This is a genomic window from Sorangium sp. So ce834, assembly GCF_051521425.1.
GTDB lineage: Bacteria > Myxococcota_A > Polyangia > Polyangiales > Polyangiaceae > Sorangium > Sorangium cellulosum_D.
The window spans coordinates 493,243-518,187 of sequence record NZ_CP150351.1; the positions used below are offsets into that span (position 1 = coordinate 493,243).

The window sequence follows — 24,945 nt, forward strand, 5'->3', positions numbered from 1 at the left end:
GAGCGGGGCGCCCGGGCGGGGAGCGCTACTTCTTCACCATCACGTACCGGAGGCCGCCGCGCGCGGCGCCCATGTCGAGCGCGGCGGTGCGGCGAAGCTCGATGCCGCGGGGCGCACTCGCCTTGAGGTCGTCGAGCTGGCCGATCATGGCGACGATCTCCGGCGCGCCGTGCCGCCGCGCGAAGGTCACGAGCGGGCACTCGCGCGCGCCGAAGGCGAGGCGCGCGCCGGCGTCGCCGACCCTGGCGAGGCGGGGGCCGCCCGGCGAGCCCGGGAGCACGCTCTTCATGATCAGGCGCTGCGCGGGCTTCAGCCGGAACACGATATCCATCGCGGCGCCGAGGAGCGGGCTCCGGTTCAGCTGCTTGCGGTAGAACGCGAGCAGCATGTCCTCGGCGAGGCGCAGGGCCGGCCCCCGGTCCACGCCGAGGTCGTGCAGGAGCGCCTGGTAGATCGCGAGCACCGGCGGGCCGAGCTCGAAGAGCTTGCGGCTCATGCTGCTCTGGAACCGAGGTATCGTCGCCTCCAGCGCGAGATACCTCTCCTTGGCGCGCGTGTGGAGCTCCGCCGCGCACTCTTCGCCGAGCTCGCGAGTCGCGACGAATCGGCCTTCGCTGAGGATCTGAGCAAGACGTTCGGACGGCGACGACATGCTCAGAAATTACCATACGCGGCGCCGCGGCGAGAACCATCCTTCGACGTTTTCCCGGCGGAAATGGGCACTCGCAGTGGCCGGTCTGGCCGGCCACTGGGCCCTTGAAATGGCCGGCCAGTCCGGCCAGCCGGAGCAGCGGACTGGGCAGGTCAGCCGGACTACGCGTCAGCCGGTCCTCCGGGCTGCCCGGCCAGCTCGGCCAGCCCGGCATTGAGCCCGGCGCGATCGGAGGAGTTCTGTCCGGACGCAACATGCGCTGCGGAGTCCCGGGTCTCCGGACTCGGCCTCTCGCGGAACGAGATGGAAACCTCTCGGCAATACGCCGGGACGGCCCCGGGGCGCGCCGCACCGGTCGGGCGCGGCCGGCGGGGCAGCGCTACGCGGCCTCAGGTCCCCACAGGCCGGGCACGCGCGTCCCGCACGCGGGGCACGCGCCGCCGGAGAGGAGGACCTCCTGCGTCTCGTAGTTGAACCGCCGCACCACGACCTCGTAACAGCCCGGGCAGCGGGTGTGCGAGAGCTCGCGCACGCGGTCGGCCACGTTGCTTACATAGACGTACCGCATGCCGCGCGCGTACGCGACGCCGGCCACGTCCACGAGGAACGCCGGGTCGGTCGTCAGGCGATCGCGCATCTTGTAACGCGGGTAAAAGGCGTTGAGGTGCCAGGGGATGTCGGGATCGACACGGGCGATCTCGGCGCCGAGGGCGCGGAGGCCGGCCGCCTCGTCGTTGAAGCCCGGGACGACGAGCGTCACGACCTCCACCCAGTAGCCGAGGCGGCGGGCCTCGCCGATCGCCGCGAGCACGGGCTCCACGCGGCCGCCGAGCGTCCGGTACTGGTCGGCGCTCCACCCCTTCAGATCGACGCGGAACACGTCGGTGACCGGGCGCATGTACGCGAGCGCCTCGGGGGTCGTGTTGCCGTCCGAGATCAGCGCCGTGACGAGCCCCCGCCGCCGCGCCTCGGTGAACACCGCGCGCGCCCACTCGGCCGTGATCATCGGCTCGTTGTAGGCGCTCGCGAGGACCCCGCAGCCGGCGGCGACGGCCGTCTCGACGAGATCCGCGGCGCTGATGTCGATCGGCTCGCCGTCGCCCTCGGGCTCGCGCAGCGCCTGCGAGACCTTCCAGTTCTGGCAATAAGGACACCGCAGGTCGCACCCGAACATCCCGAAGGTGAGCGACCGCGCGCCGGGGCGCACGTGGAAGATCGTGTTCGTCTCGACCGATCGCACGTAGTGGCGAGCGACGTAGCCGAACGGGACGCGGAGCTCGCCGTCCTTCTCGAAGCGGATCCCGCACGCGCCCGCGCGCCCCGGCGCGAGGACGCAGCGATGCGCGCACGCGGTGCACCGGAGATACCCCTCCTCGGGCCCTCGCTCGTAGAGCTCGCCCGGCGCCGTGCGGCGGGCGAGCTTCGCCGTGAGCGGCTCGCCCGGCGCGCCCCCCGCGACGGGCTCGGCGGGGGCGCGCTCGGCCGCGGGCGCCGCGCCGCGCACGAGGTCCTCGGCGCGGACGTGCGGGCGGCAGCCGGGGTCGAGCGGATCGTCCTTCGCTGCTTCCGGGGCGCGCTGGCCGTTCGTCACCATGGGGAGGCGCGCATCCTCGCATCGGCGCCGCGAAAGACAAGGGCCGGCGCCCCGGGCGAACGGTCAGGCCGGCAGCGCGCCCGCGCCCTCGGCGAGCCTGGCGAGCTCGCCCTCGCCGAGCTCGCGCTCGCCGGCGAACGCGATCCCCACGACGGCGCGCACGCTCGCCGAGGCGTCGCGCACCGGCAGGGCCACCGCGGCCTGCGCCGCGACCGCCCTGGCGCCCGGCCGCACGTCGCCGGACGTGTCCGTCTGCAGGTTGCACGTCTGCACGGGCTGGCCGCGCTCCCAGGCGAGCCCGGCCATGCCCTTGCCGCGCGGGACGCGGCGCGTGACCTCCTGCACCTTCTCGGGGATGTTCACGGCCGCGGCCAGCGCGAGCGCGTCGCCCTCGACGAGGTGCACCGTCCCGGCGATGCCCCCGTTCTCGGCGACGAAGCTCCGCAGCCACGGCTCGAACGACGCTTGGCGCGCATGCATGCCCGCACCCTCGACCGGCGCGGCGCGCGCGTCAACCGCGAGGACCGCAAGGCCGCAAGAGGCGCAACGGACAGAGATGGACTCGTGTTCTTCGCTTCCACTTGCGTTCCTTGCGTCCCTTGCGCCCTTGCGGTCCTCCTCCCATGAACCGATTTTCTCGCGCGCTTACGCCTCCTCCTTCGCACGCTTCGGCCAGCGCACGAAGAACGTCGCTCCCTCGCCGGGGTGCGACGTGACGCCCACGCTCCCGCCGCGGCTCTCCACGACCTTCTTCACGACCGAGAGCCCGATCCCGGTGCCCTCCACCTTGTCGCGCGACTCGAGCGTCTGAAACAGGTCCCAGATGCGACTGTGGTACTCGGGCGCGATGCCGGGCCCGTTGTCCTTGACGGCGAACTCGTAGAAGGCCCCGGCGTCCTTGCAGGTCACCTCGACGCGCGGGTCGCTCCGGCGCGCGTGCTTCAGGGCGTTGCTGATGAGGTTCTGAAACACCTGCTGCAACGGGACGACCTCCGCGACGAGCGTCGGCATCCCGGGGGCGATCTCGATCCGGGCGCCCGCCGGCGGCGAGAGCAGCTCGACGATCTCGGCGAGCAGCTGGCCGGTATCGACGCTGATCAGACCGCCGCGCACGCGCCCCGCCCGCGAGTAGTGGAGGATCCCGTTGATGAGCGCCTCCAGGCGGCGCACGCGCCCGCGCAGGAGCTGAATCTGCTCCTGCGTCTCGTCGTCCATCTTCCCCGCGAGCGACTCCTCGATCCACTCCGACAGGTTCGCGATCCCCCGGAGAGGCGCCTTGAGGTCGTGCGAGGCGACGTAGGCGAACTGATCGAGCTCCTGGTTCGTCTTCGCGAGCGCCGCGATGAGCTCCTCGCGGTGCTGGCTCAGCTGCTCGATGTGGCGCCGCGCGAGCACCTGATCGGTCACCTCGAAGGCGACCACCATGACGCCCGTGACGGCGCCGGACGGGTCGCGGAGCGGCTGCGCGACGTAGTTGAAAAAGGCGTCGCTCGCCACACCCCCGCGCACGATCGGGATGTTCAGCTCGATGATGTGCAGCGGCTGACCGCTCTTCAGCGCTCGATCCAGGGTCGCGATCACCTCGTGCTCGCCGAGCTCCGGGAACACGTCGCGCACGCTCTTGCCGACGATCTCCGCCCGGCCGACCATCTCGCAGTACGGCGGGTTCGCGACCTCGTAGACGTGCTCGGGGCCGACGAACACCGCGATGGGGACCGGCGCCTGCATGAAGAGGTCGTACAGCTTCTCGCGCTCGCGCTCGGCCGCCGCCCGCAGGCGCGCGATCTGGAGGTGCGTGGCGACCCGGGCGACGAGCTCGCGCGCGGAGAACGGCTTCGCGAGGTAGTCGTCCGCGCCCGCCTCGAGCCCCTCGACCCGCGACTCCTCGCCCGCGCGGGCGGAGAGCATGATGACCGGGAGGCTCCTCGTGCGCTCGTCGGCGCGCAGCGCGCGCAGCAGGCCGAACCCGTCGAGGTTCGGCATCATCACGTCGGTGAGCACGAGATCGGGCGGGCAAGCGCGCGCCGACTCGAGCGCCGCGACGCCGTCGGCGACCGCCTCGACCGTCCAGCGCTCGCGCAGCACGCGCCCGACGTAGTCGCGCATGTCGGCGTTGTCGTCCGCGAGGAGGATCCGCGCCGCCGGGCCCGCCGCGAGCGCGGCGTCCACCGGCGAGGTCAGCCCCGCCGGCGCGAGGGGAGCGACGTCGTTGTCGGGCTCCGCCCCGGGCAGCCATCGGAGCGCCTCGTGCACGAAGGGCGCCGCGCCCGTCGCCGTCGACACGAGCGTGCGCCGGGCGTTCACGCGGTCCTGCGGGAGGTGCGCGGTCCCGAGGGGGATGGAGATCGTGAAGGACGTGCCCTGGGCGACCTGGCTCGCGACCTGGATCGTCCCGCCGTGCAGCCGGACGAGCTCGTGGACGAGCGCGAGCCCGATCCCGGACCCCTCGTGCGTGCGGGACCGCGCCCCCTGGACGCGATGGAACCGCCTGAACAGGTGCGAGAGCTCGTGATCCGGGATGCCCGTCCCCGTGTCCCTCACGGTGAGGTCGACGCGATCGCCGTGAGCGCGGAGCGAGATCGCGATCGTGCCCTCGAACGTGAACTTGAGCGCGTTCGAGAGGAGGTTGAGCACGATCTTCTCCCACATGTCGTGATCGACATAGACGGGCTCGGGCAGCGGCGGGCAGTCGACCTCGAACGCGAGGCCCGCCCGCTCCATCGCGGAGCGGAAGGCGCTGGCGAGGTCCGCGGTGAGCGCGGACAGGTCGCTCGGCTCGTAAGACGCCTGGATCCGGCCCGCCTCGATGCGCGAGAAGTCGAGCAGCGCGTTCACCAGCTTGAGGAGGCGGACCGCGTTGCGGTAGGCGGTGTCGAGATCGGCGCCCGACAGGCTCCGCTTCGAGGACGCGAGCGCGTCCTCGAGCGGCCCGAGCATCAGCGTGAGGGGCGTGCGGAACTCGTGGCTCACGTTGCTGAAGAAGGTCGTCTTCGCGCGATCGAGCTCGGCGAGCGCCTCCGCCCGCCGCCGCTCTTCCTCGTACGCCTGCGCGTTGGCGATGCCGGCCGAGATCTGGCCGGCCACGAGGTGGAGGAAGCCGCGGTAGTCGTCGTCGAGGAGGCGGAACGGATTCAACCCGACGATCAAGACCCCCGCGCGCCCCGTCTCGCCCGACGGGGAGATCGGGAGCAGGGCGGCCCGCGCCGGGGGCCTCGACCACGCGCCGGTCGGGAGATCCCGGAGGTCGGGCGGTATCTCGACGACCCGGCAGGCCTCGTGCTCGCGCAGCGCCTCGGCGATCGGCCAGATCGACCCCTCCGCGAGCGCGATCGTCTCCGGGGCCGCGGCGTGGCCGCGCTCGATCCCCGTGGTCCCGGCGAGCTGCATGCGCTGCTTGTCGGCGTCGACGACATAGATGAGCGCGAACGGGATATCCTTGGCGTCGGTCGCGAGCGAGCGCGCGCCGTGCGCGCACGCGTCCTCCCACGAGCGCGCGTTCGCGGTCTGCGCCGCGAGGTCGCGGAGGAGCGCCAGCTGCCGCTCCCCGATGATGCGCTGCGTGTCGTCGGTGTTGGCGCAGATGATCCCGCCGGTCCCGCCCTGGTCGTTGGGCACCGGGCTGTAGGAGAACGTGTAATACGTCTCCTCCTGGTAGCCGTGCCGCTCCATGATGAGGAGGAGCGCCTCGTCGTAGGTGCCCTCGTCGCGGCGCATCGCCGACGCGGCGCGCGGCCCGACCTGGCCCCAGATCTCGCGCCAGACCACGGACGCGGGCTGTCCGAGCGCCTCGGGGTGCTTGCCGCCGACGATCGACTTGTAAGCGTCGTTGTAGAGGTTGATGAGCGCGTCGCCCCACCAGACGAACATCGGCTGGCGCGAGGTCAGGATGATGCGCACGCACGTCTTCAGGCTCTGCGGCCACGACGCGACCGGGCCGAGCGGCGTCTTCGACCAGTCGATCGCGCGCATGCGCGCGCCCATCTCTCCTCCGCCGGCGAGCACGGCGTGGGCGTCCGCGCGATCGGGCGGCGGGCCCTCCTGCTTGAGCGACATGGCTCCTTGTAGCGTGGGGAAGATGGCCAGAGAAGAGCAGAAAGACCGGTGCGCTCCGGGCGAATCGGCGGCCCGGGGCGCGGCGGACGCGGCAGCCGCGCTACGCGTCCTCGCCCTCGGGCGGCGGCGCGTCGAGCACCGCGCGGAGCGCCCGGCGCACGACATCGGGCGCGTAGCCTTGCCGCGCCAGGAACGCGTAGAGCTTCTGCCGCTGTTCCATCGGATCGAGGCGAGAGAGGGAGCGGAGCTTCTTGCGCGCTGCCCGTTCGGCCACGGCGAGCTCATCGGTCCCCTCGTCGGCCATCACCCGCCGGATCGCCGCCTCGGCCACGTCGCGCGCGACGCCCTTGCGGGCCAGGTCCTGCTCGATCCTGCGGCGCGAGCGCGGCTTGCCCACGATGCCGGAGCGGGCCTTCGCCTCGGCGAAGCGCGCGTCGTCGAGGAGCCCGTTCGCCGAGAGCCGCGCGATCGCGGTCGCCACGTGCTCCCGGGGCTCGCCCTTCTCGATCAGGCGCTTCTCCAGCTCCCTGGCCGACCGCGACCGGAACGACAGGAGCCGCAGCGCCCGCTCGTAGGTCTTCTGTTCGCCCTCGGCGGCCCTCCGGGGCGGCTCCGCCCCGGCGGCGGGGCTGTCCTGCCCGGGCGCGAGGCCCGCGGCGCTCGCCTCGGGGACCGTGGCGAAGGCGACCCCGTCGACAAGGATGACGACGTGGCCTGGCTTGTCCGGCGAGGGGACGATCCCCGTGATGATCGGCATGCGCGGGAGCACGATGGCGCAGCCCGCGCGGGCTGCAAGCGCGCTTCGACCCGGCGCCCGGCAGGCCCGGCGACCGCCGCGGCCAGGCGCCCGCTGGCCCGTCGCTCGGCGGTCGGGTCAGGGATCGAGCACGAGCACGCCGAACGCCTCGGGGACATGGAAGTTCGGCTTGCTCGTGCGGGGCGGGCTCCACGCGAGGTAGCGCCGCGGCTCCTTGCCTTCCATCCGGTAAAGATTCATGGGAAGCCGCGCGTTCGGGGCGAGCGCCTTCACGATCTCCGGCGCCGCGAGCAGCGCCTCGATGACGGCCGTGCGCTCCTCCGCGCTCTGGCGCGCCGCGATCGTCGCGCCGCTCGACCACGCCGTGTCTTCCAGGCGCGCGCCGCGGTCGACGGCGATATCGAAGAAGTGGCCGAACGGCCCGATCTCCACCTCGAAGTACCGCTTCGGCGCGCCCGGATCGGGCGTCAGGAACAGCTCGATACAGTCTTCCCTGTAAAGCCCCTTCCGCTCCTCGCCGACCGGCTTCGATCGATCCGTGTCGAGCCCCGCGTTCGAGAGCTCGAAGAGGGCGTGGAGCCCCGCCTCGGACCAGAGGAAGCGCGCCCGCGTGGGGAACCCGGTGCGCTCGCCGGCGTAATCGGTGTCCCACGCGACGGCCGTCGCGCGGCCCCAGGCCGGGTCGTCCGCCTTCCCGTCGAGCACGACCCGCTCTCCGGGCGGGAGCCGAGCCGCGCGCGCCTCCGGCTTCGCCGGGCCCGCGGCCGTCCCGCCGTCTGGCGCGCCCCCGGGCGCCGCCTGCGGGGGCGGCGGCGCGGGCTCTGACCCCCTGGCGGGCCCGCCGCCCGGCAAGGGCGCCTGCCCGGGCTCCCAGTCGAGCCGGAAGGGCGCCATCGCCTTGTAGTGGACCGGCCTCGGGGCCTTCAGGAGGTCGGCGCCGTCTCCCGTGATCTCGGTCGCCTTGAGATCGAGCCCGAAGCGCTTCGCCGCCGCGTCGATGAGCGGCGATGTCCGGTGGCCGCCGAGCTCGCGCGCGAGCGCCGGGCTGTTCCACACGCCGAGGAGCTCGGCCACCACCCGGTCGACCCGCACCGGGTTCGTGCCGCCGACCGCCACCATCTCGGCGGTGGGGCGCAGGAGCTGGAAGCCGTCGCCGCCCATCGCCGGCGCGCCGTCGCCGAGCACGGCGTCCGGCGTCGAGAGCTCGAGCACGTCGACCATCCGCTCGGCGAAGGCGCGGAGCGACGACAGGTAGAGCGCGCGGTCCTCGTTTCCGGCGGCCTTCGCGTCCAGGTACGGCTTGAGCTCGCGGTGCATTCGCCACTTCTGCTTGTAGGCCGGCGCGCTGTCCGACAGCATGACCGTGCCCTGCATGCCCTTGATGCCGGCCGAGATGACCGAATACCGGTGCATCTTGAGCCGGGGGAGCGACAGGAACAGCCCGCGATCGAGGTGCTCGGCCAGCACCTTGGGCATGAGCAGCGTCGGGACGTGGCTCGCCTCGATGCCGCGGATGGCGAGGGGCTTTCCGGGCCTGTCGCCGGCGACGTCGAAGACCCCGTCGTCGTCCATGGCGACGAGCGCGGCGCCCTCCTCCGCGGCCATCGCCTCGTAGCCGGTCCGCTGGACGAGATCCTTCCAGAACTTGTGCGAGTGGCCGCAGCCCTCGGCGATCGTGATCTTCGTGTGCCCGCGCGCCTTGAGGCACTGGACGACGCCGCGGACGAACTCCGGCTGGGTGATGCGGCCGGTCACGCCGTCGTCGCCCTTCGATTTCGCCGGGTCCTTCACGCTGTCGAACCCGCAGAGGTTCGGCTTGAGGAGCACGGGGGTCGCCGCGGGGCGGCGGGGCACGACCGCCTCGCAGATGCGCTTGCCGAGCTCCAGGGGACCCTCGCCGCGGAGCACGGTGACGGGCGAGCCGTCGGCCTTGAGGCGCTCGACGTGCCGCTTCCGGAGGGCGGCGCCGTCGATGCTGTCCGACGCGATCACCGAGGGGCCGGCGTCGTACCGCTGCGAGGCGCCCGCGACGACGTCGCTCGACGCGGCGGGCACGGCCGTGGGCACGGCCGGGTGCGCGGAGGCGGCGGCGAACGAGGAGGCGCTCGCCGCCGGCGCGGGCGCGGCGACCGAGGCCGGCGGCGCCGCGTCGGGCGCCGGCTGCGCGGCGGCGGGCCCGCCGTCGCCGGGGCCGCCGGCCGGCTGGGGATGTCGGTCGTCGCAGCCCGAGAGCAGGGCGAGCAGCGCCGGGAGCGCCGCGATCGCGCAGGAAGAGCGCCGCGCTCGGCGGCCGTGGATCGTCGGTGTCCGGTTCATCCTCGCGAGCACGATGGAGCGAAACGGCGCCCGGGTGAAGGCAGAACGTCGAGGGGCTCGCGCCTTGCCGCGCTGTCGCCGGATGCGTGTCTGGAAGCGCGTGAGCGGGATGGACGATGACGCCCGCTCCGGCGACCGACCCGGCGGGGCGACGTGCAAGGTGGGAAGGGATCCGCCGCCCGGATGCGTACAGAGGACGAGCCTCGATTCCTTGTTGTCCGGAAGCCGCGCTGCCGTGACGGCGCGATCGGAGGCGCGGCTCCCCATGCCATGACAGCCGCCGCGCCGCGCGCGGAGGGGCCTGGGGCTCTCTTGATGACCCTTCCTGGAGGAACTCATGAAATCCCGTTTTCCTACGTGCTCAATCCTGCTCGTGGCATCCCTGCTCTCGCTGTCCGCGTGCGGCGACGACGACGGCGGCAGCGATGGCGGGGGCGCCGCCTGCGGAGCGTTCGCGGCGTGCGGCGGGGACCCGACCGGGTCGTGGGCCATCGAGGAGACGTGCCTCGACCCCTCGATGTTCGCGGAGCTCACCGAGAGCTGCGACGCGCAGATCGACATCAGCGGCGTCGAGATGGCCGGAACGGCCGAGTTCAAGCCCGACAGCACCTATGTCACGACATCCACGATGGAGGGGCCGATGAAGGTCGTGTACCCGCCGTCGTGCCTCACCATGGAGGGCGTCACGCTCACGTGCGCGCAGCTCGACGCGGTCATGCAGGAGCTCCTGGCGCAAGGCGTCGCCACCTTCTCCTCGGCGTCGTGTGTAGCCGCGGGCGCGGGCTGCGCGTGCACCCTGGTCCTCGAGGAGACCACCACGACGGGAGAGGGCACCTGGTCGGTCTCCGGCACCAGCTTGACGGTCACGCCCGACAATGGCGAGGCGCCGGAAGAGGTGCCGTTCTGCGTGGAGGGATCCTCGCTCACGATGGCCCTCCAGGCCGGGGAGGAAGGCGACGCTCCGGGGAAGGCGAAGAGCTACATGCGGCTCACGAAGCAGTGAGCCGCGGCGCGCGCGGGAGCCGCTCCAGGCCGGCGTCGTGAGATCACGCGGAGCACGCGTGCTGCGGCCGCGCGACGGAGAGCCCCGGGACGAGCGCCTCGACGCGCGCCCGCTGCCGTGGGGTCAGCTCCCCGAGGGCGCGGATCAGGGCGAGATCCTTTTGCTTCGCCTCCACGAGGATCACCACCTCGCGGCCGCCCGACGCCGCCGCGACCTCCTCGCAGAAGCGGAGCAGCCCGCGCCCGGTGATGTTCTCGGCGTGCGCCCCGGCCGGCTTGCCGTTGCGCTGCTCGCTGTAATGGAGCTCGGGCACCCGATCGGCCGGCCAGCTGCGGAGGGCGCCCGCGAGCTCCACCTCGAAGGGCGCGCTCCGCGGGTTCGCGGCCCAGTGCAGGTTGTCGAACACGATGGGCACCTCGCCCCCGGTGGCCTCGAGCAGCTCGGGCACCGTCCAGCAGCGCTCGTCGTTCTCGAGCGCGAGCCGCGCGAGCGCCGGCGGCGTGAGCCGGGCGATGCCCGCCCGCAGCCGGGCCGCGGTGCGCCCGCGATCGCCGTGGACGCCGCCGCCGTGCAGGGTGATCGAGCCCCGCGCGCCGAGCAGATCCATGACCCAGCCCTGGTCGTTCATGACGGCGAGCGAGTTCAGCAGCACCTCGTCGTGCGGTGAGGAGAGCACCACGAACTGGCTCGGATGATTCGACAGGTGCACGCCGCCCCGCTCCGCTGCGCGGCGGACGGAGCGCAGATCCGGCACCAGCATGCGCGCCCCCGGCGCGATGTCGAGCAGCGGGAAGAGGTCGCTGGAGATGCGGTGCGCCGTCAGGCCGAGGCCGGCCGAGTGCGCGATCGACCGCCGGACGTACTCGGCGTTGTACCCGTAGATCGGCGTGAGATCGACCAGGCCCTTCAGATAGCGCCCGAGCTGGGCGGTCTTCAGCGAGGGCTCCGGCATTCCGAGCGACTGACAGACATAGCCGAGTCGAATCATGGCGACAGGGTGTGTCGTCCCCGATTCCCCGGCATCGGGGCCGCCGCGATTTTATTCCATGCTGTCGGCGGATGAGCCCCGCGGGGCCGCCGGGAGATGCTTTGCCGCGCCGGGGCGCGGAGGGCCCGTGTGGCGATCGTCGGCCGCGCCGACGGAATGCCGTCCGCCGCGTTCGTCTGCTTGGCCGCGTGCGCCGTCGGTCGCCCCGGATGCGCCCGGCGCGGGAGCCGGCCCACGGCGCGACGCCGCGCCCGCGGGGTGGTCGGGCGCAATCCAGGGGGAGGCCGCGCGCGACGCGGCGGCGGGCGCCGGCAGGTCGCGCCGGGACGAGGCGCGTCGTTCCTGTTGACCTCGCCGGGCGTGAATCGTCTAGTCTCGACGCTCGCTCCCTCTCCGAGCGCGCGCGGCGCTGCGCCGCCTCATGCCGCGTTCGATCCGGCGTCGGAGCGCACCGGCCAGGCATCACGTCGAATCACGGGTCCTCGTCCAGCGAAATCGTCCGTTGCGACCTTGGTTCGACCGGCGGAGCCGCGGCTCCCCATCGAGGTTGACCATGCCCCATGTGCGGATCTTCTTCTTCCTCGGTCTCGCCTTCTTCCTCGCAGCTTGCTCGAGCGACTCCCCCGGGGAGACCAGCGGCGGAGCACCCCAGTGCGGGACGGGGCAGACATTGTGCGGCGATGTGTGCGTCGACCTCGCCACCGACGCGGCCCACTGCGGGGCGTGCGACGTCTCCTGTGAGGAGGGGCAGCTCTGCGACGGGGCGGGGGAGTGCGCGGTGTCGTGCCAGCGCGGGCTTGTCGCGTGCGACGGGACGTGCATCGACCCGGACACGGACCGCGACCACTGCGGGGCGAGCGGAGACTGCGCGGGGAGCGACGCGGGGGTGACGTGCGCCGACGGGGAGATCTGCAGCGGCGCGGGGCGGTGCGAGCTGTCGTGTCAAAGCGGGCTTCTGGCGTGCGACGGGAGGTGCATCGATCCGGACACGGACCGCGACCACTGCGGGGCGAGCGGCGATTGCCGCGGAAGCGACGCGGGGGAGGCGTGCGCGGCCGGGGAGATCTGCAATGGCGCGGGGCGGTGCGAGCTGTCGTGCCAGAGCGGGCTCGTGGCGTGCGGCGGGACGTGCATCGACCCGGACACGGACCGCGACCACTGCGGGGCGAGCGGCGATTGCCGCGGAAGCGACGCGGGGGAGGCGTGCGCCGACGGGGAGATCTGCAACGGCGCGGGGCGGTGCGAGCTGTCGTGCCAGAGCGGGCTCGTGGCGTGCGACGGGAGGTGCATCGATCCGGACACGGACCGCGACCACTGCGGGGCGAGCGGCGACTGCACCGGGAGCGACGCGGGGGTGGCGTGCGGGGCCGGGGAGATCTGCAGTGGCGCGGGGCGGTGCGAGCTGTCGTGCCAGAGCGGGCTCGTGGCGTGCGACGGGACGTGCATCGACCCGGACACGGACCGCGACCACTGCGGCGCGAGCGGCGATTGCCGCGGGAGCGACGCGGGGGTGGCGTGCGGGGCCGGGGAGATCTGTAGTGGCGCGGGGCGGTGCGAGCTGTCGTGCCAGAGCGGGCTCGTGGCGTGCGACGGGACGTGCATCGACCCGGACACGGACCGCGACCACTGCGGGGCGAGCGGCGATTGCCGCGGGAGCGACGCGGGGGTGGCGTGCGCGGCCGGGGAGATCTGCAACGGCGCGGGGCGATGCGAGCTGTCGTGCCAGAGCGGGCTCGTGGCGTGCGACGGGAGGTGCATCGACCCGGACACCGACCGCGACCACTGCGGCGCGAGCGACGATTGCACCGGGAGCGACGCGGGGGTGGCGTGCGCGGCCGGGGAGATCTGCAATGGCGCGGGGCGGTGCGAGCTGTCGTGTCAGAGCGGGCTCGTGGCGTGCGACGGGACGTGCGTCGACCCGGCCACGGACCGCGACCATTGCGGGGCGAGCGGCGATTGCGCCGGGAGCGACGCGGGCGCGATCTGCGGCGCGGGCGAGATCTGCACCCACGGCGCCTGCGAGGCCTCGTGCGCGCCGCCGCTCGTCGCGTGCGGCGGGGCCTGCGTCGACCCTTCGACCGATGCGACCTACTGCGGCGCCGCCGGCGATTGCGCGGGGGCCCGCGCGGGCGTGACGTGCAGCGCGGGCGAGGCGTGCGTCGCGGGGGCCTGCGCGAGCGCGGACGCGAGCCTCTCCGGGCTCGCGGTCTCCAGTGGGGCGCTGAGCCCGGCCTTCGATCCGGGGTCGCGGCTCTATGTCGTGTCCGTCGAGGATCAAATCGCCTCGATCGAGGTGACGCCGACGGCGTCGGCCGAGGGGGCCACGATCGCGGTCAACGGCATCGCCGTCGCCTCCGGGAGCGCCTCGCCGCCCATCCCGCTGATCGAGGGCGGGAGCACGGCGATCACCATCGAGGTGACCGCGCCGAGCGGGGACGTGACGACCTACGGCGTGGTGGTCCTTCGCGGCGGGGTCGCCTCGGCGTACCTCAAGGCGTCCAACACGGACGCGGGAGATCAGTTCGGCTTCGCGGTCGCGCTCGACGGGAACACGCTCGCCGTGTCCGCGCTCGGGGAGGACAGCGCCGCGACCGGGGTCGATGGAGACCAGAACGACAACACGAAGAACTGCGGCGCCGTGTACGTGTTCGTGCGCGACGGCGGCTCCTGGGTCCAGCAGGCGTACCTGAAGCCGAGCGCCGCCGACGTGAACGACGACTTCGGTTACAGCCTGTCCCTGTCCGGGGACACCCTGGCGGTCTCCGCGCGGGGCGAGGACAGCAACGCCACCGGCGTGAACGGCAATCAGGCGAACAACGGTGCGGCGAACGCTGGCGCCGTGTACGTCTTCCGACGCAGCGGCGCGGTGTGGGCTCAGGAGGCTTATCTCAAGGCCTCCAACACGGAGGCGCAGGATCAGTTCGGCTACGCGGTGGCGCTCGCGGGAGACACCCTGGTCGTGGGCGCGCCCACCGAGGACAGCAGCGCCACCGGCGTGAACGGGGGGCAGGGGAACGGGGCGTCGCAGGCCGGGGCTGCCTACGTGTTCACGCGCGCCGGGGCGACCTGGACCCAGCAGGCGTACCTGAAGGCGTCGAACACCGGCGCGGGCGACATGTTCGGCGCGAGCGTCGCGATCTCCGGGGACACGCTCGCGGTGGGCGCGATCGGCGAGGCGAGCGCCGCGACGGGCGTGAACGGCGCGCAGGCGGACAACGGCGCTCCCGGGAGCGGCGCCGTCTACGTGTTCGCGCGCGCCGGGGCGACCTGGACCCAGCAGGCGTACCTGAAGGCGTCGAACACCGGCGCGGGCGACGCGTTCGGCGCGAGCGTCGCGATCTCCGGGCACGCCCTCGCGGTGGGCGCGACCGGCGAGGCGAGCGCCGCGACGGGCGCGAACGGCGCGCAGGCCGACGACAGCGCGCCCGGGAGCGGGGCCGTCTACGTGTTCACGCGCAGCGGGACGAGCTGGTCGCAGCATACCTATCTCAAGGCCTCCAACGCGGAGAGCGGCGACGCGTTCGGCGCCTCGGTCTCGATCGACAACGAGTTCCTCGCCGTGGGCGCGCCCGGCGAGGACAGCAGCTCGACGGAGTGGGGCTGGCTCGAGTCGGACAACGGCGCTCCCGGGAGCGGGGCGGCGTACCTGTTCGAGCGCTCCGGCGGCGTGTGGGCTCAGGACGCGTACATCAAGGCGTCGAACACCGGGGCGTCGGACGCCTTCGGGGCGCGCCTCGCCCTGTCCGGCACGACGCTCCTCGTCGCCGCGGCGTCGGAGGACAGCAGCGCCACCGGCGTCGACGGCGACGGGGCGAACGACGCGGCCGACGGCAGCGGCGCCTGCTACACCGCCAGCTGGTAGCGGCGATCGCCCAAGGAAGCGCTCTCGCGATTCAACGAGAGCCCATCTTCTCAGTCTCTAAATCTTTGCCTTTTTGCGCCTTTGCGCCTTTGCGCCTTTGCGTTGAATTCTCATCTCCAAGGCTCGACGGCTCCAGCCCTCCGCCTCCCCCGCGAACCGGAGCTCCGCACCACCGCCGCTCAGCGCCGATCCAGCCCCACGATCCGATCGAGCAGCCCCCGGTCGAGGCTCGCCTCGACCGCCGTGGCGAGCCGGTCGTACTCCTCGTGCCGGCTCGGGATCGCCGCCTCCCCCGCGGGCGCGGGGAGCCCTCGCCGCGCGCGCAGGGCCGCGAGGAGCGACCGCCGGAGCCCGTCGTTCTCGAACAGCCCGTGGATCATCGTGCCCACCACCGCGCCGTCCTCCGACACGGCCCCGTCGAGCGCCGCCTCGGCCCGGCCGCTCCTCGACCGGATCGCGAACGCCGCGCGCGCGCCGCCCACCCGCTCCACCTGGCCCATGTGGATCTCGTAGCCGGTCAGCTCTCCCGCCCCCGCGCTCTCTCCCTCTCCGCGCTCTCCCTCTCCGCCCTCTCCAGCGCCCCCCGCGCCGAGGAACGACCGCCCCGCGATCCGCGCCCGCACCTGCGCCGTCGTCTTGGTCCGCTCGAACCGCGTCCACACGTCGAGCAGCCCCAGCCCCCGCGCCGCCGGCTCGGCCGACTCGACGCCCTCCGGATCCTCGATCGCCCCGCCGAGCATCTGGCAGCCGCCGCAGATCCCGAGCGTCCACCCGCCCCGCCGGGCCCGCGCCGCCACCGCCTCGGCCAGGCCGCTCTCGCGCAGCCACGCGAGATCGGCCATCGTGCTCTTCGTCCCGGGGAGCACCACGAGATCCGCCCCGCCGATCTCGTCCGGTCGCTCGATGAACCGCACCACCACGCCCCGCTCGTGCTCCAGCGGCTCCACGTCGTCGTAATTCGATATCCGCGGCAGCCGGACCACCGCGATGTCGAGCTGCCCCGGGCCCGCCGGCGCCCGCCGCCGCCGGCCCTCCAGCGACACCGAGTCCTCGTCCGCGATCCGCAGCTGCTTCAGATACGGCACGACGCCGAGCACCGGGACGCCCGTCCGCGCGGTGAGCATCTCGAGCCCCGGCTCGAGCAGCTTGAGGTCGCCGCGGAACTTGTTGATCACGAACGCCGCGACGCGCGCCCGCTCGTCGGGCTCGAGCAGCGCCATCGTCCCGACCAGCGCCGCGAACACCCCGCCGCGATCGATGTCGCCCGCGAGGAGCACCGGCGCGTCGGCGACGCGCGCGACGTGCATGTTCACGATGTCGCGGTCCTTCAGGTTGATCTCCGCCGGGCTGCCCGCCCCCTCGATCACCACGACGTCGTGCGCCTCCCGGAGCCGCCCGAGCGACCCGGCGATGATCTCCTTGAGCTCCCCCCGGTACGCGAAATAGTCGCGCGCGTGCAGGCTCCCGATCGGCTTGCCGAGGACGACCACCTGCGAGCGCGAGTCGCCCTCCGGCTTGAGCAGCACCGGGTTCATGTCGACCGTCGGCGGCACGCGCGCCGCCTCGGCCTGCACCGCCTGCGCCCGGCCGATCTCGCCGCCGTCCAGCGTCGCGAACGAGTTCAGCGCCATGTTCTGCGACTTGAACGGCGCGACCCGGAGCCCCCGCCGCTGGAACATCCGGCAGAGCGCCGTGCAGAGCAGGCTCTTGCCGACCGAGGACGCGGTGCCCTGCACCATCACCGTGAGCGCTGTCATCGCCAAAGCTCCTGTCCGAGGGAGGTCGCCGCCAGCGCGGCCGCCGCGAGCCCGGCGAAGAGCAGCGCCGCGAGCGCCACGATCCGGCAGGCCTCGTCGATGTGCTCCCGCCGGAGCGGCTCGATCGCGTCGCCGAGCCGGTAATGGCCGCGCTTCTCGAGCTCGACCCGGAGCAGCCCCGCCATCGCCGCCATCGGCCGGCCGGCGTTCGGGCTCTCGGTGCGGCCGCCGTCGCGCCGGAGCACCAGGAGGCCGCGGCGCGCGTCGGCGCCGCGGAGCCAGCCGGCCGCGAGGAGCAGGAGCGCGGTGAGCCGCGCCGGCACGACGTTGAGCGCGTCGTCGAGCCGCGCCGACGCCTTGCCGAGGTACTCGTAGCGGCCGTGGTAGCCGATCATCGCGTCGAGGGTGTTCACGGCGCGGTAGAAGAGCGCGCCCGGCAGCCCGAAGAGGGCGAAATAGAAGAGCGGCGCGACGAAGCTGTCCGACGCGTTCTCCGCGACCGACTCGACCGACGCGGCGACCAGCGCGGGCTCGTCGAGCTCCGACGGGTCGCGGCTGCAGAGGCTGCGCAGGGCGCCGCGCGCCGCGGGGACGTCGCCGGCCGCGAGGGCGTCGCGCACGCCGAAGGCCGCGTCGCGGAGCGCGCGGAGGGCGAAGGTGGGCTTCAGAAGGAGCCCTGACAAAGCGACGCCGAGGACCGGGTGCGGGGCGATCTGCGCGGCGACGAAGGCGCCCAGCGCCGCAAAGACGCAGGGCACGGCGAGGGCCATGAGCGCGCCGAAGAGGAGCTCGGCCGCGCGGCCGCCCCGCGGCGCGCGGCGCTTCAGCGCGTGGATGGCGGAGCCCATCCACACGACCGGGTGGACGGCGGCGGGCGGCTCGCCGCAGGCGAGGTCGAGCGCGACGGCGAGGAGCAGCGCGGCGGCGGCCGTCATCGCCCGTCCTCGCCGCCGACGAGCGCGACCGGCCCGGGGCGCAGGCGCAGGATCGCGCCCATCACGGCCACGTAGAGCTCGGTCGCCGAGCGGCCGAGCCGCTGGTGCGCGCGGCCGGCGAGGTCGCGGAAGACCCGGCCGAGCCGGCTCTCGGGGACCACGCCCATGCCCACCTCGTTCGAGACGAGGACGACGTGGGGCGCCGCCGACTCGACGGCGGCCGCGAGCGCCTCGATGCGCGCCTCGATCCGCTCGGGCGCGCGCCCCTCGGTCTCGTCGCGGAGCAGCAGGTTCGACAGCCACAGGGTGAGGCAGTCGACGACGATCACGTCGACGCCGGTGAGCGAGGCGATGCGCTCCGGGAGCGCGACCGGCTCCTCGACGGTGACGAACGCGTCGCCGCGCTCGCGGGCGTGGGCGTCGATGCGCGCGCGCATCTCGTCGTCGAACGGCTCGGCGGTCGCGACGAAGGCGCGGCGCTCCCCGAGCGAGCGGCCGAGCGACAGCGCGAACGCGCTCTTGCCGGAGCGCACGCCGCCGCCGACGAGGGCGACCCGCCGCGGCGCCGCGCCGTGCCCGGTCATCGCGCCCGCTCCTTCCGGTGCGCGGCGGCGCTCGCCACGAGCCCCTCCGGGACGAGCGGGTTCGAGGCCCAGTGCGCGTGCACGTAGGAGGCGAGGACGTTCTGCGCCAGGTAGCCCTCGCGCGCGACCTGGCCGCCGCGCCGGCGCCGCACCGAGTAGGCGTGCTCGATCGGCAAGGGCGCCTGCGCGGCCGGCGAGGGCGCCTGCGCGGCCGGCGAGGGCGGCGGCGACGCGGGCGCCGCGGGGCGGAGCTCCGAGTAGCGGAACTGGTGCCCGCGGAAGCGCAGCCCCGCGCCGCCGAGGATCGTGCGCGCCTGCGTCTCGACCTCGACGTAGCCGAGCGCCTGCAGCTTCTCGCACATCACGGCCTCGGCCGGCACGAGCCCGACCATGGGGTGCGCGCGCCCGTCCAGCGTGCGGATCGCCTCGGTCAGGTACATGAGCCCGCCGCACTCGGCGTAGATCGGGCCCCCGCGGCCGGCGAACGCGCGGATCTCGGCGCGCAGGGCGGCGTTCTCGGTCAGGCGCTCCGCGTGCGCCTCGGGGTAGCCGCCGCCGAGGTAGAGCGCGTCGACGTCGGGCAAGCGCGCGTCGCGGATCGGCGAGAACCGCACGAGCTCCGCCCCCGCCGCCTCCAGGCGGCGCAGGTTGTCCGCGTAGTAGAAGTGGAACGCCTCGTCGAACGCCACGCCGATGCGCGCCCGGCGCGGCGCTGCCTCGGCGGCGGCGGCAGCGCCGGCCGGCGCCGCCTTCGCGTCGGAGGCCGCGGGCAAGGCCGGCGCCCCGCGCGCGATCTCCAGCAGCGCGTCGAGCCCGATCCACGCCTCGGCCAGCGCGCCCCAGCGGTCGAAGCGCTCCTCGGGGATCGCGGCCTCGTCGGCCGTCCGCAGGCCGAGGTGGCGCTCCGGGAAGCGCTGCGCCTCGTCCCGCGGCAGGCCGCCGATCACCGGCGGCGAGCGCTGCGCCTGCGCCTGTCGGAGGATGTCGAGGTGCCCCCGGCTGCCGACCTGGTTGCACACGACCGCCGCGACGCGGAGCGCCGGATCGAAGCCCGCGAAGCCCTGCACCAGCGCCGCGACGCTGCGGGCCATCCCGGACGCGTCGACCACGAGCGCGACCGGCGCCTCGAGCCACTTCGCGACCTCGGCCGTCGAGCCCTCCTCCCCGGTCGGGCTCGCCCCGTCGAACAGCCCCATCACCCCCTCGATCAGCGCCACGTCGGCGCCCGCGGCCTCCGCCGCGAACGTCGACAGGACCGCGTCCCGGCCCATCATCCAGCCGTCGAGGTTGTGCGACGTCCCGCCGACCGCGCGGCCGTGGTAGGTCGGATCGAGGTAGTCGGGGCCGCACTTGAACAGGGCGACCCGGAGGCCGCGGGCGCGGAGCGCGCGCGCGATCGCCACGGTGGCGGTCGTCTTCCCGACGCCGCTCGCCGTGCCGGCGATGACGAGCCGGGGGATGGCCGGGGACATCAGAAATCGACTCCGATCTGGGCCTTCATCCCCTGCTCGAACGGGTGCTTCACCGGCCGCATCTCGGTCACCAGATCGGCGAGCGCGACCAGCGCGTCGGGGGCGTTCCTGCCGGTGATCACGACGTGCACGTGCGGGGGCCTCGCGCGCAGCGCCTCGAGGAGCTCGTCCTCGGCGATGAAGCCGTAATGCAGCGCGTACGTGATCTCGTCGAGCACCACGATGTCCTGCTCGCCGCCCCCGATGAGCGCCGCGGCCTCCTGGAAGGCCGCGCGCGCCGCCGCCTTGTCGCGCGAGAGGTCGTCGCTCTCCCAGGTGAAGCCGCGCCCCATCACGAGGAAGGTGAGCCCGGGGAGCGTCTCGGCGAACAGGCGCTCTCCCGTCTTCCACTTCCCCTTGATGAACTGCACCACGGCGACGCGCATGCCCCGGCCGAGCGCGCGGAACACCATCCCGAGCGCGGCCGTCGTCTTGCCCTTGCCGTGGCCGGTATAGACGATGACGAGCCCTCGTCGCCCCGCCGTCGCCGCGCCGGCCCCGGCCCCTTGCTCCGCGCTCACGAGCCCTCCTCCGCCGAGCGGGGCGCGCGCGCCTTCTCGGCCTTGCGGAAGCGGTGGCTGAACTCCGGATCGTAGAGCCGCGAGTCGGCGAAATCGGTGGACGTGAGCACCCGGCCCACGAGGATCATCGACTGGCTCTTGATCCCCTCGGCCCGCACCTTCTCCCGGATGTCGGCGAGCGTGCCCGTCACGATCTTCTGATCGGGGCAGCTCGCCTTGTGCACGACGGCGACCGGGCAGTCGGCGCCGTAGGACGGGATGAGCGCCGCGGTCACGTCCTTGAGCAGGGTGATGCTGAGGAACAGGCAGAGCGTCGCCTGGTGGCGCGCGAGCTCCTCGAGCCGCTCGGCGGGCGGCACCGGCGTGCGCCCCTCGGCGCGCGTCAGGATCACGGTCTGCGAGAGCTCGGGCAGCGTGAGCTCGCGCCCGAGCGCCGCGGCGGCGGCGGTGAACGACGAGACGCCGGGGACGATCTCGTAGGGGATCCCGAGCGCCTCCAGCCGGCGCATCTGCTCGGCCGTCGACCCGAACAGGACCGGATCGCCCGTGTGCACGCGCGCCACGTCGTGCCCCGCGTCCCTGGCCTCGACGAAGACCTCCACGATCTGGTCGAGGGTCATGCCGGACGAGTCGATGACCCGGGCGTCCGGCCGCGCGGACGCCACGACCTCCCGCGGGACGAGGGAGCCCGTGTACATGACGACCGGGCAGCGGGCGACGAGCTCGGCGCCGCGGACCGTGATGAGCCCGGGATCGCCCGGGCCCGCGCCGATGATGTAGACGCGCATGGGGGTTCTCTCCTCGTTTCGTGCGCCGGCGATCCGGCCAGGGACTGCGGGCGCGCCAAGCTAGAGCGATCGCGAGGCGAACGCCAGGGTGCATCGTGCAGCCTCCGGCTGCGCCGGCGTCGCCCGATCTGTTCCGTGGGCGCAATGCGCCTGTGGCGCGCGGGCGTCCCCGCGCGCTCGGCGGCGGAGCGGCCGGTGGGTGTACCTCGCCCCGGCTCGACGCGCGCATCGCGCTGGGGGTGAACCCGTGGATCATCCGATAGCTAAGCCCGGTCGCGCCAGGGAACGGAGCTCGTTTCGCGTGGCGGTGACTGGCAGCTTTTGATAGACAAATCGAGCATCGTGAACCTGATCCAGCGCGGCCGTGTCGGCCGACGGAGCTCGGCGCCGCATGGGAAAGCGAGCAGTGGAGCATGGCAGACATTCGTCATCTGGTCATCGTGATGCTCGAGAACCGATCTTTCGATCACATGCTGGGCTATCTGCGCGGCACGGGCATGGACGTCGATGGAGTGAACGGCGCGACGAACTCGGACGAGCATGGCACGCCAATCAAGGGATATCATCTCGAGAGCACGAGAGTCCGGATCCTCCCGCACCATCACCGAGAGGACGTCGTGAGGCAGATCAACGGCGGCGTGATGGACGGTTTCGTCAAAGGCTACAGCGCGAGCAGCCACGTCGCCGAGATCATGGGCTGGTACGACCAGCGCGATCTGCTGACGTACGACAGCCTCGCGCGGCAGTACGTCGTTTGTGACCGGTGGTTCGCCTCGTTCGCGGGCCCGACGTGGCCGAACCGGTTCTTCGCGCTGTGCGGGACCAGCGCGGGGCTCACGGGCAACGGGAAGTGGATCGACCGTCCGACGTTCTTCGACCTATTGCCCGCCGACTCGTGGCGCTACTACTCGCACGACGTCGCGTTCTTGCGCGCCGTCGAGAAATACAAGGGCCACATCGGGCTGCCGATCGCGAAGGTATCCTCGTTTTACAGGGCCTGCCTTCAAGGCACGCTGCCCAGCGTCTCGTGGATCGACCCGAATTTCACGCTGGTCGGCGTGGACGCGCTGCTGAACTGGGCGAACGACGACCATCCCCCCGCGGACGTGGCGCGCGGCCAGAACCTCGTCGCGCGCATCTACAATCACCTGATCGCGAGCCCGGCCTGGCCGCACACGGTGCTGGTGGTGACCTACGACGAGCATGGCGGGTTCTACGACCACGTGCGCCCGCCGCCGGCCAATGAAGCGGGGCCGTTCGATACGCTCGGCGTTCGCGTGCCGGCCCTGGTCGTCTCGCCCTGGGTTCCGCGCGGCGTGCCTTTCCACGGTACACTCGATCACACGTGCATCGCGCGCACCGCGCTCGATCTGTTCGCGCCCGACCGTGTGAGCGAGCTGAGCCCCCGGGTCTCCGCGTCTCCGAGCCTGCTCTCCGTGCTCAGAGAGCCCAGGCCCCGCGCCGACGAGCGCCGGCTCGACGGCATCCCTGTCGTGGAGACCGCGATCGCCCCGATCCACATTGGCCCGACGGCTTCGTCCGGCTTCCACTCCATGGAGCTCACCGACGCCCAGCAGGAAATGATGGCGCTGAAGGCAGCCGCGCTCAAGGCCGGCGTGCCGGTCGAGAACCATTGAGCCCGCCGCAGCCGGGCACGCGCAACCACGAGACCTTCTCCTCCGGAATGATAGCCTCCTCCGGAATGACAGCGGACTGATCGCCAGGTCGCTTTGGCCGAGGGAGCTATCGAGGAGCTCGCCCGCGAGGACCGACGGCGTACACTTCGGTCACCGGCACGGCGACGCGACGTCCTCGTGCGCAGCCCCCGCGCTCCACCTGCGCAAGCTTGCGAGCACCTTCGCCACAATGGGATTTGACGCGCCCTGGCACACGGCGTGCATTCACCTTGGACCGCCTTGGACCGCCTCGGACCACCTCGGACCGAGGCGCGGCGGCGTCGTGCGATCGCTGGAGAGCGATGGAGAGGGAGAGTCAGGTGCCTGGGGAGCAAGCGGATGGGGCGGGAGTGAACTGAAACGGGGTGAAGCGGAGGGGCCGAATCAAAGTGAAAAGGTGTCGTGGAGCTCCGGCGTGCCTGAAGTCGCCCTGATCGCCACGCTGACGAGGCCACCCTCGCTCTCCGGCGAGGAGCTCACGGCGCTGCCGGAGGCGGTGAGCTTCGTGGAGGTGCGCGCGGATCAGGTGGGCGGCGTCGATCCGGGCGTCCTCCGCCGCCATTTCACCGGAAAGCTCATCTACAGCCTCCGGAGCCGCCGCGAGGGGGGCTCGTTCGACGGCGAGCGCGCGGCCCGCCATGAGCGGCTGATCGCAGCGGCGGAGCAGTACGATCGTGTCGATCTCGAGGCGGAGCGGGACCTGGTGCCCCGCGTCCTCGAGCGCATCCCGGCGGAGCGGCGCGTGATCTCGTGGCACGGAGCCGCGGCGGGCCCCTGGGACTACCGCGGTCAGCTCGGCGCGCTGGATCGCGCGGCGGCGTGGCTCTATCGGATGGTGCCGACCGTGACGCGAACGGCCGAGGCGCTCGCGGCGCTGGAGGTCCTCGCGGCGCTCGGGCGGCGCGACTTGACGGCGTTCGCCGCAGGCCAGGCGGGCGCGTGGACGAGCATCCTCGCCCCCCGCCTCGGCGCGCCTGTCGCGTTCGGCGCGGTCGAGCTCCGGGAGCCGGGCGCTGGGGAGATCAGCGCGGCGCAGCTCGTCGCCGACTACGGGCTGCCAGAGCTCGGGCCGGTGCGCGAGCTGTTCGGCGTCGTGGGCTCGACCGTCTCGCGCTCGCTGTCCCCGAGGCTCCACAACGCCGCGTACCGCGCGGCCAGCGTGCCGGCGTTGTACCTGCCCTTCTCGGCGGAGCGCTTCGAAGATCTCTGGTCGGCCAAGGTCCGGGCTGGCCTGGCCGCGCTGGGGATGCCTTTGAAGGGGCTCACGGTCATCTCTCCGCACAAGGAGGCGGCGCTCGCGGCTGCGGCCGTGGCGAGCCCCATCGCTCGGCGCGCGGGGGCGGCGAACATCCTCGTCCAGCGAGGTCGATCCTGGCTCGCGACGACGACCGATCCAGAGGGCGTCCTCTCGCCGCTGCGCGCGCGGAGGGTCGACGTGGCGCGGCGCAGGGTGGCCGTCGTCGGCTGCGGGGGTGCGGGGCGCGCGGCGGCGGCGGCCTTCGATCGGGCCGGCGCGGAGGTGACGCTCGTGAACCGGGGCCTCGAGCGTGGCCGCTTCGCGTCGTCCCTCCTGGGCCTGCCCTTCGTGCCGCTCGCTGACTTCGCGGTGGGCGACTACGCCATCGTGGTCAATGCGACGCCGTGCGCGGGCCACGGAGGCGAGTTCCCCTTCGATGTTCGAGGGCTCGCGAGGGGGGCGCTCGTCATCGATCTGGTGTATCGAGCCGCGCCGACGCCGCTCGTTCACGCTGCAGAGGCGCTCGGTCATACGGCGATCGATGGCCGGGAGGTGCTCCTCGTCGAGGCCCGCCGCCAGTTCCACCTGATGACCGGGCGGCCCATGGCGGCCGGGGCGGCGCGCGAGCTGCTCGACGGCCATGGCAACGAGCGTGCGGACAGGCCAGCTGAGCGACGGAGGCTGATCGCGTGAGGAGGAGAGAGGAGAGGT

The 24,945-nt window shown here is 73.2% G+C and carries 17 protein-coding genes; 4 read left to right on the plus strand and 13 right to left on the minus strand.

Annotated elements, in window-relative coordinates; genetic code table 11:
- Positions 1–25: 25 nt before the first annotated feature.
- The 6 genes from WMF20_RS01855 to WMF20_RS01880 all read right to left on the minus strand — a co-directional run bounded on the left by WMF20_RS01855 (position 26) and on the right by WMF20_RS01880 (position 9,372).
- Entirely contained in the window at positions 26–652 is a 627-nt protein-coding gene (locus WMF20_RS01855) for a hypothetical protein (RefSeq protein WP_437610164.1), read from the minus strand.
- A gap of 379 nt (positions 653–1,031) precedes the next feature.
- On the minus strand, positions 1,032–2,246 hold the full coding sequence (locus tag WMF20_RS01860; protein WP_272827628.1) for a radical SAM protein: 1,215 nt from the start codon (positions 2,244–2,246) through the stop codon (positions 1,032–1,034).
- 63 nt (positions 2,247–2,309) lie between these two features.
- The gene (locus WMF20_RS01865) at positions 2,310–2,726 is read right to left on the minus strand and encodes a GAF domain-containing protein (protein ID WP_129572743.1); all 417 of its coding nucleotides are present in this window, start codon (positions 2,724–2,726) and stop codon (positions 2,310–2,312) included.
- 165 nt (positions 2,727–2,891) lie between these two features.
- Entirely contained in the window at positions 2,892–6,299 is a 3,408-nt protein-coding gene (locus WMF20_RS01870) for an ATP-binding protein (protein WP_437610167.1), read from the minus strand.
- Between the two features lie 100 nt (positions 6,300–6,399).
- A complete protein-coding gene (locus WMF20_RS01875) occupies positions 6,400–7,056 on the minus strand; it encodes a regulatory protein RecX (RefSeq protein WP_437610169.1) in 657 nt (218 codons plus the stop codon).
- 117 nt (positions 7,057–7,173) lie between these two features.
- On the minus strand, positions 7,174–9,372 hold the full coding sequence (locus WMF20_RS01880) for a DUF362 domain-containing protein (protein WP_437610171.1): 2,199 nt from the start codon (positions 9,370–9,372) through the stop codon (positions 7,174–7,176).
- A gap of 337 nt (positions 9,373–9,709) precedes the next feature.
- Between WMF20_RS01880 and WMF20_RS01885 the strand changes: the two genes are divergently transcribed.
- Positions 9,710–10,375 carry a hypothetical protein gene (locus WMF20_RS01885; protein WP_437610173.1) on the plus strand — a complete coding sequence of 222 codons (666 nt, stop codon included), beginning with the start codon at positions 9,710–9,712 and terminating at the stop codon, positions 10,373–10,375.
- A 43-nt stretch (positions 10,376–10,418) separates the two neighbouring features.
- Here the strand turns inward: WMF20_RS01885 and WMF20_RS01890 are convergent, their stop codons facing one another.
- Positions 10,419–11,363 (minus strand): hypothetical protein, encoded by a 945-nt coding sequence (locus tag WMF20_RS01890; RefSeq protein ID WP_437610175.1) that lies wholly within the window; start codon positions 11,361–11,363, stop codon positions 10,419–10,421.
- A 553-nt stretch (positions 11,364–11,916) separates the two neighbouring features.
- On the opposite strand from WMF20_RS01890, the gene WMF20_RS01895 reads away from it, so the two are divergent.
- Entirely contained in the window at positions 11,917–15,225 is a 3,309-nt protein-coding gene (locus WMF20_RS01895; protein ID WP_437610177.1) for a cadherin-like beta sandwich domain-containing protein, read from the plus strand.
- Positions 15,226–15,404: 179 nt separating this feature from the next.
- On the opposite strand, the gene WMF20_RS01900 is transcribed toward WMF20_RS01895, so the two are convergent.
- The 6 genes from WMF20_RS01900 to cobM are packed head-to-tail and all read right to left on the minus strand — an operon-like array spanning position 15,405 to position 21,321.
- Positions 15,405–16,982: a cobyric acid synthase gene (locus WMF20_RS01900; protein ID WP_437610179.1), complete on the minus strand. Its 1,578-nt coding sequence runs from the start codon at positions 16,980–16,982 to the stop codon at positions 15,405–15,407.
- Positions 16,979–17,917 carry an adenosylcobinamide-phosphate synthase CbiB gene (cbiB, locus tag WMF20_RS01905; protein ID WP_437610181.1) on the minus strand — a complete coding sequence of 313 codons (939 nt, stop codon included), beginning with the start codon at positions 17,915–17,917 and terminating at the stop codon, positions 16,979–16,981. The genes WMF20_RS01900 and cbiB overlap by 4 nt, the downstream gene beginning before the upstream one ends.
- The gene (gene cobU / locus WMF20_RS01910; protein WP_437610183.1) at positions 17,914–18,501 is read right to left on the minus strand and encodes a bifunctional adenosylcobinamide kinase/adenosylcobinamide-phosphate guanylyltransferase; all 588 of its coding nucleotides are present in this window, start codon (positions 18,499–18,501) and stop codon (positions 17,914–17,916) included. The genes cbiB and cobU overlap by 4 nt, the downstream gene beginning before the upstream one ends.
- Entirely contained in the window at positions 18,498–19,973 is a 1,476-nt protein-coding gene (locus WMF20_RS01915) for a cobyrinate a,c-diamide synthase (RefSeq protein ID WP_437610185.1), read from the minus strand. The genes cobU and WMF20_RS01915 overlap by 4 nt, the downstream gene beginning before the upstream one ends.
- Positions 19,973–20,533, minus strand: coding sequence for a cob(I)yrinic acid a,c-diamide adenosyltransferase (gene cobO / locus WMF20_RS01920; RefSeq protein WP_437610187.1), 561 nt, complete (start codon positions 20,531–20,533; stop codon positions 19,973–19,975). The genes WMF20_RS01915 and cobO overlap by 1 nt, the downstream gene beginning before the upstream one ends.
- Entirely contained in the window at positions 20,530–21,321 is a 792-nt protein-coding gene (cobM, locus tag WMF20_RS01925; protein ID WP_129572754.1) for a precorrin-4 C(11)-methyltransferase, read from the minus strand. The genes cobO and cobM overlap by 4 nt, the downstream gene beginning before the upstream one ends.
- Before the next feature lie 413 nt (positions 21,322–21,734).
- Between cobM and WMF20_RS01930 the strand changes: the two genes are divergently transcribed.
- Positions 21,735–22,958, plus strand: a complete 1,224-nt coding sequence (locus WMF20_RS01930) for an alkaline phosphatase family protein (protein ID WP_437610189.1) — start codon at positions 21,735–21,737, stop codon at positions 22,956–22,958.
- A gap of 454 nt (positions 22,959–23,412) precedes the next feature.
- Positions 23,413–24,927 (plus strand): type I 3-dehydroquinate dehydratase, encoded by a 1,515-nt coding sequence (locus WMF20_RS01935; RefSeq protein WP_437610191.1) that lies wholly within the window; start codon positions 23,413–23,415, stop codon positions 24,925–24,927.
- Positions 24,928–24,945 lie beyond the last annotated feature (18 nt).

Bases quoted from the DNA above. Each gene is read 5' to 3' on its own strand.
- cobM (WP_129572754.1), bottom strand. From the start codon at position 21,321: ATGCGCGTCTACATCATCGGCGCGGGCCCGGGCGATCCCGGGCTCATC.
- WMF20_RS01875 (WP_437610169.1), bottom strand. From the start codon at position 7,056: ATGCCGATCATCACGGGGATCGTCCCCTCGCCGGACAAGCCAGGCCAC.
- cobU (WP_437610183.1), bottom strand. From the start codon at position 18,501: ATGACCGGGCACGGCGCGGCGCCGCGGCGGGTCGCCCTCGTCGGCGGC.
- WMF20_RS01885 (WP_437610173.1), top strand. From the start codon at position 9,710: ATGAAATCCCGTTTTCCTACGTGCTCAATCCTGCTCGTGGCATCCCTG.
- WMF20_RS01930 (WP_437610189.1), top strand. From the start codon at position 21,735: ATGGCAGACATTCGTCATCTGGTCATCGTGATGCTCGAGAACCGATCT.
- WMF20_RS01860 (WP_272827628.1), bottom strand. From the start codon at position 2,246: ATGGTGACGAACGGCCAGCGCGCCCCGGAAGCAGCGAAGGACGATCCG.
- WMF20_RS01890 (WP_437610175.1), bottom strand. From the start codon at position 11,363: ATGATTCGACTCGGCTATGTCTGTCAGTCGCTCGGAATGCCGGAGCCC.
- WMF20_RS01865 (WP_129572743.1), bottom strand. From the start codon at position 2,726: ATGCATGCGCGCCAAGCGTCGTTCGAGCCGTGGCTGCGGAGCTTCGTC.
- cbiB (WP_437610181.1), bottom strand. From the start codon at position 17,917: ATGACGGCCGCCGCCGCGCTGCTCCTCGCCGTCGCGCTCGACCTCGCC.
- WMF20_RS01900 (WP_437610179.1), bottom strand. From the start codon at position 16,982: ATGACAGCGCTCACGGTGATGGTGCAGGGCACCGCGTCCTCGGTCGGC.
- WMF20_RS01895 (WP_437610177.1), top strand. From the start codon at position 11,917: ATGCCCCATGTGCGGATCTTCTTCTTCCTCGGTCTCGCCTTCTTCCTC.
- WMF20_RS01870 (WP_437610167.1), bottom strand. From the start codon at position 6,299: ATGTCGCTCAAGCAGGAGGGCCCGCCGCCCGATCGCGCGGACGCCCAC.
- WMF20_RS01915 (WP_437610185.1), bottom strand. From the start codon at position 19,973: ATGTCCCCGGCCATCCCCCGGCTCGTCATCGCCGGCACGGCGAGCGGC.
- WMF20_RS01880 (WP_437610171.1), bottom strand. From the start codon at position 9,372: ATGAACCGGACACCGACGATCCACGGCCGCCGAGCGCGGCGCTCTTCC.
- WMF20_RS01855 (WP_437610164.1), bottom strand. From the start codon at position 652: ATGTCGTCGCCGTCCGAACGTCTTGCTCAGATCCTCAGCGAAGGCCGA.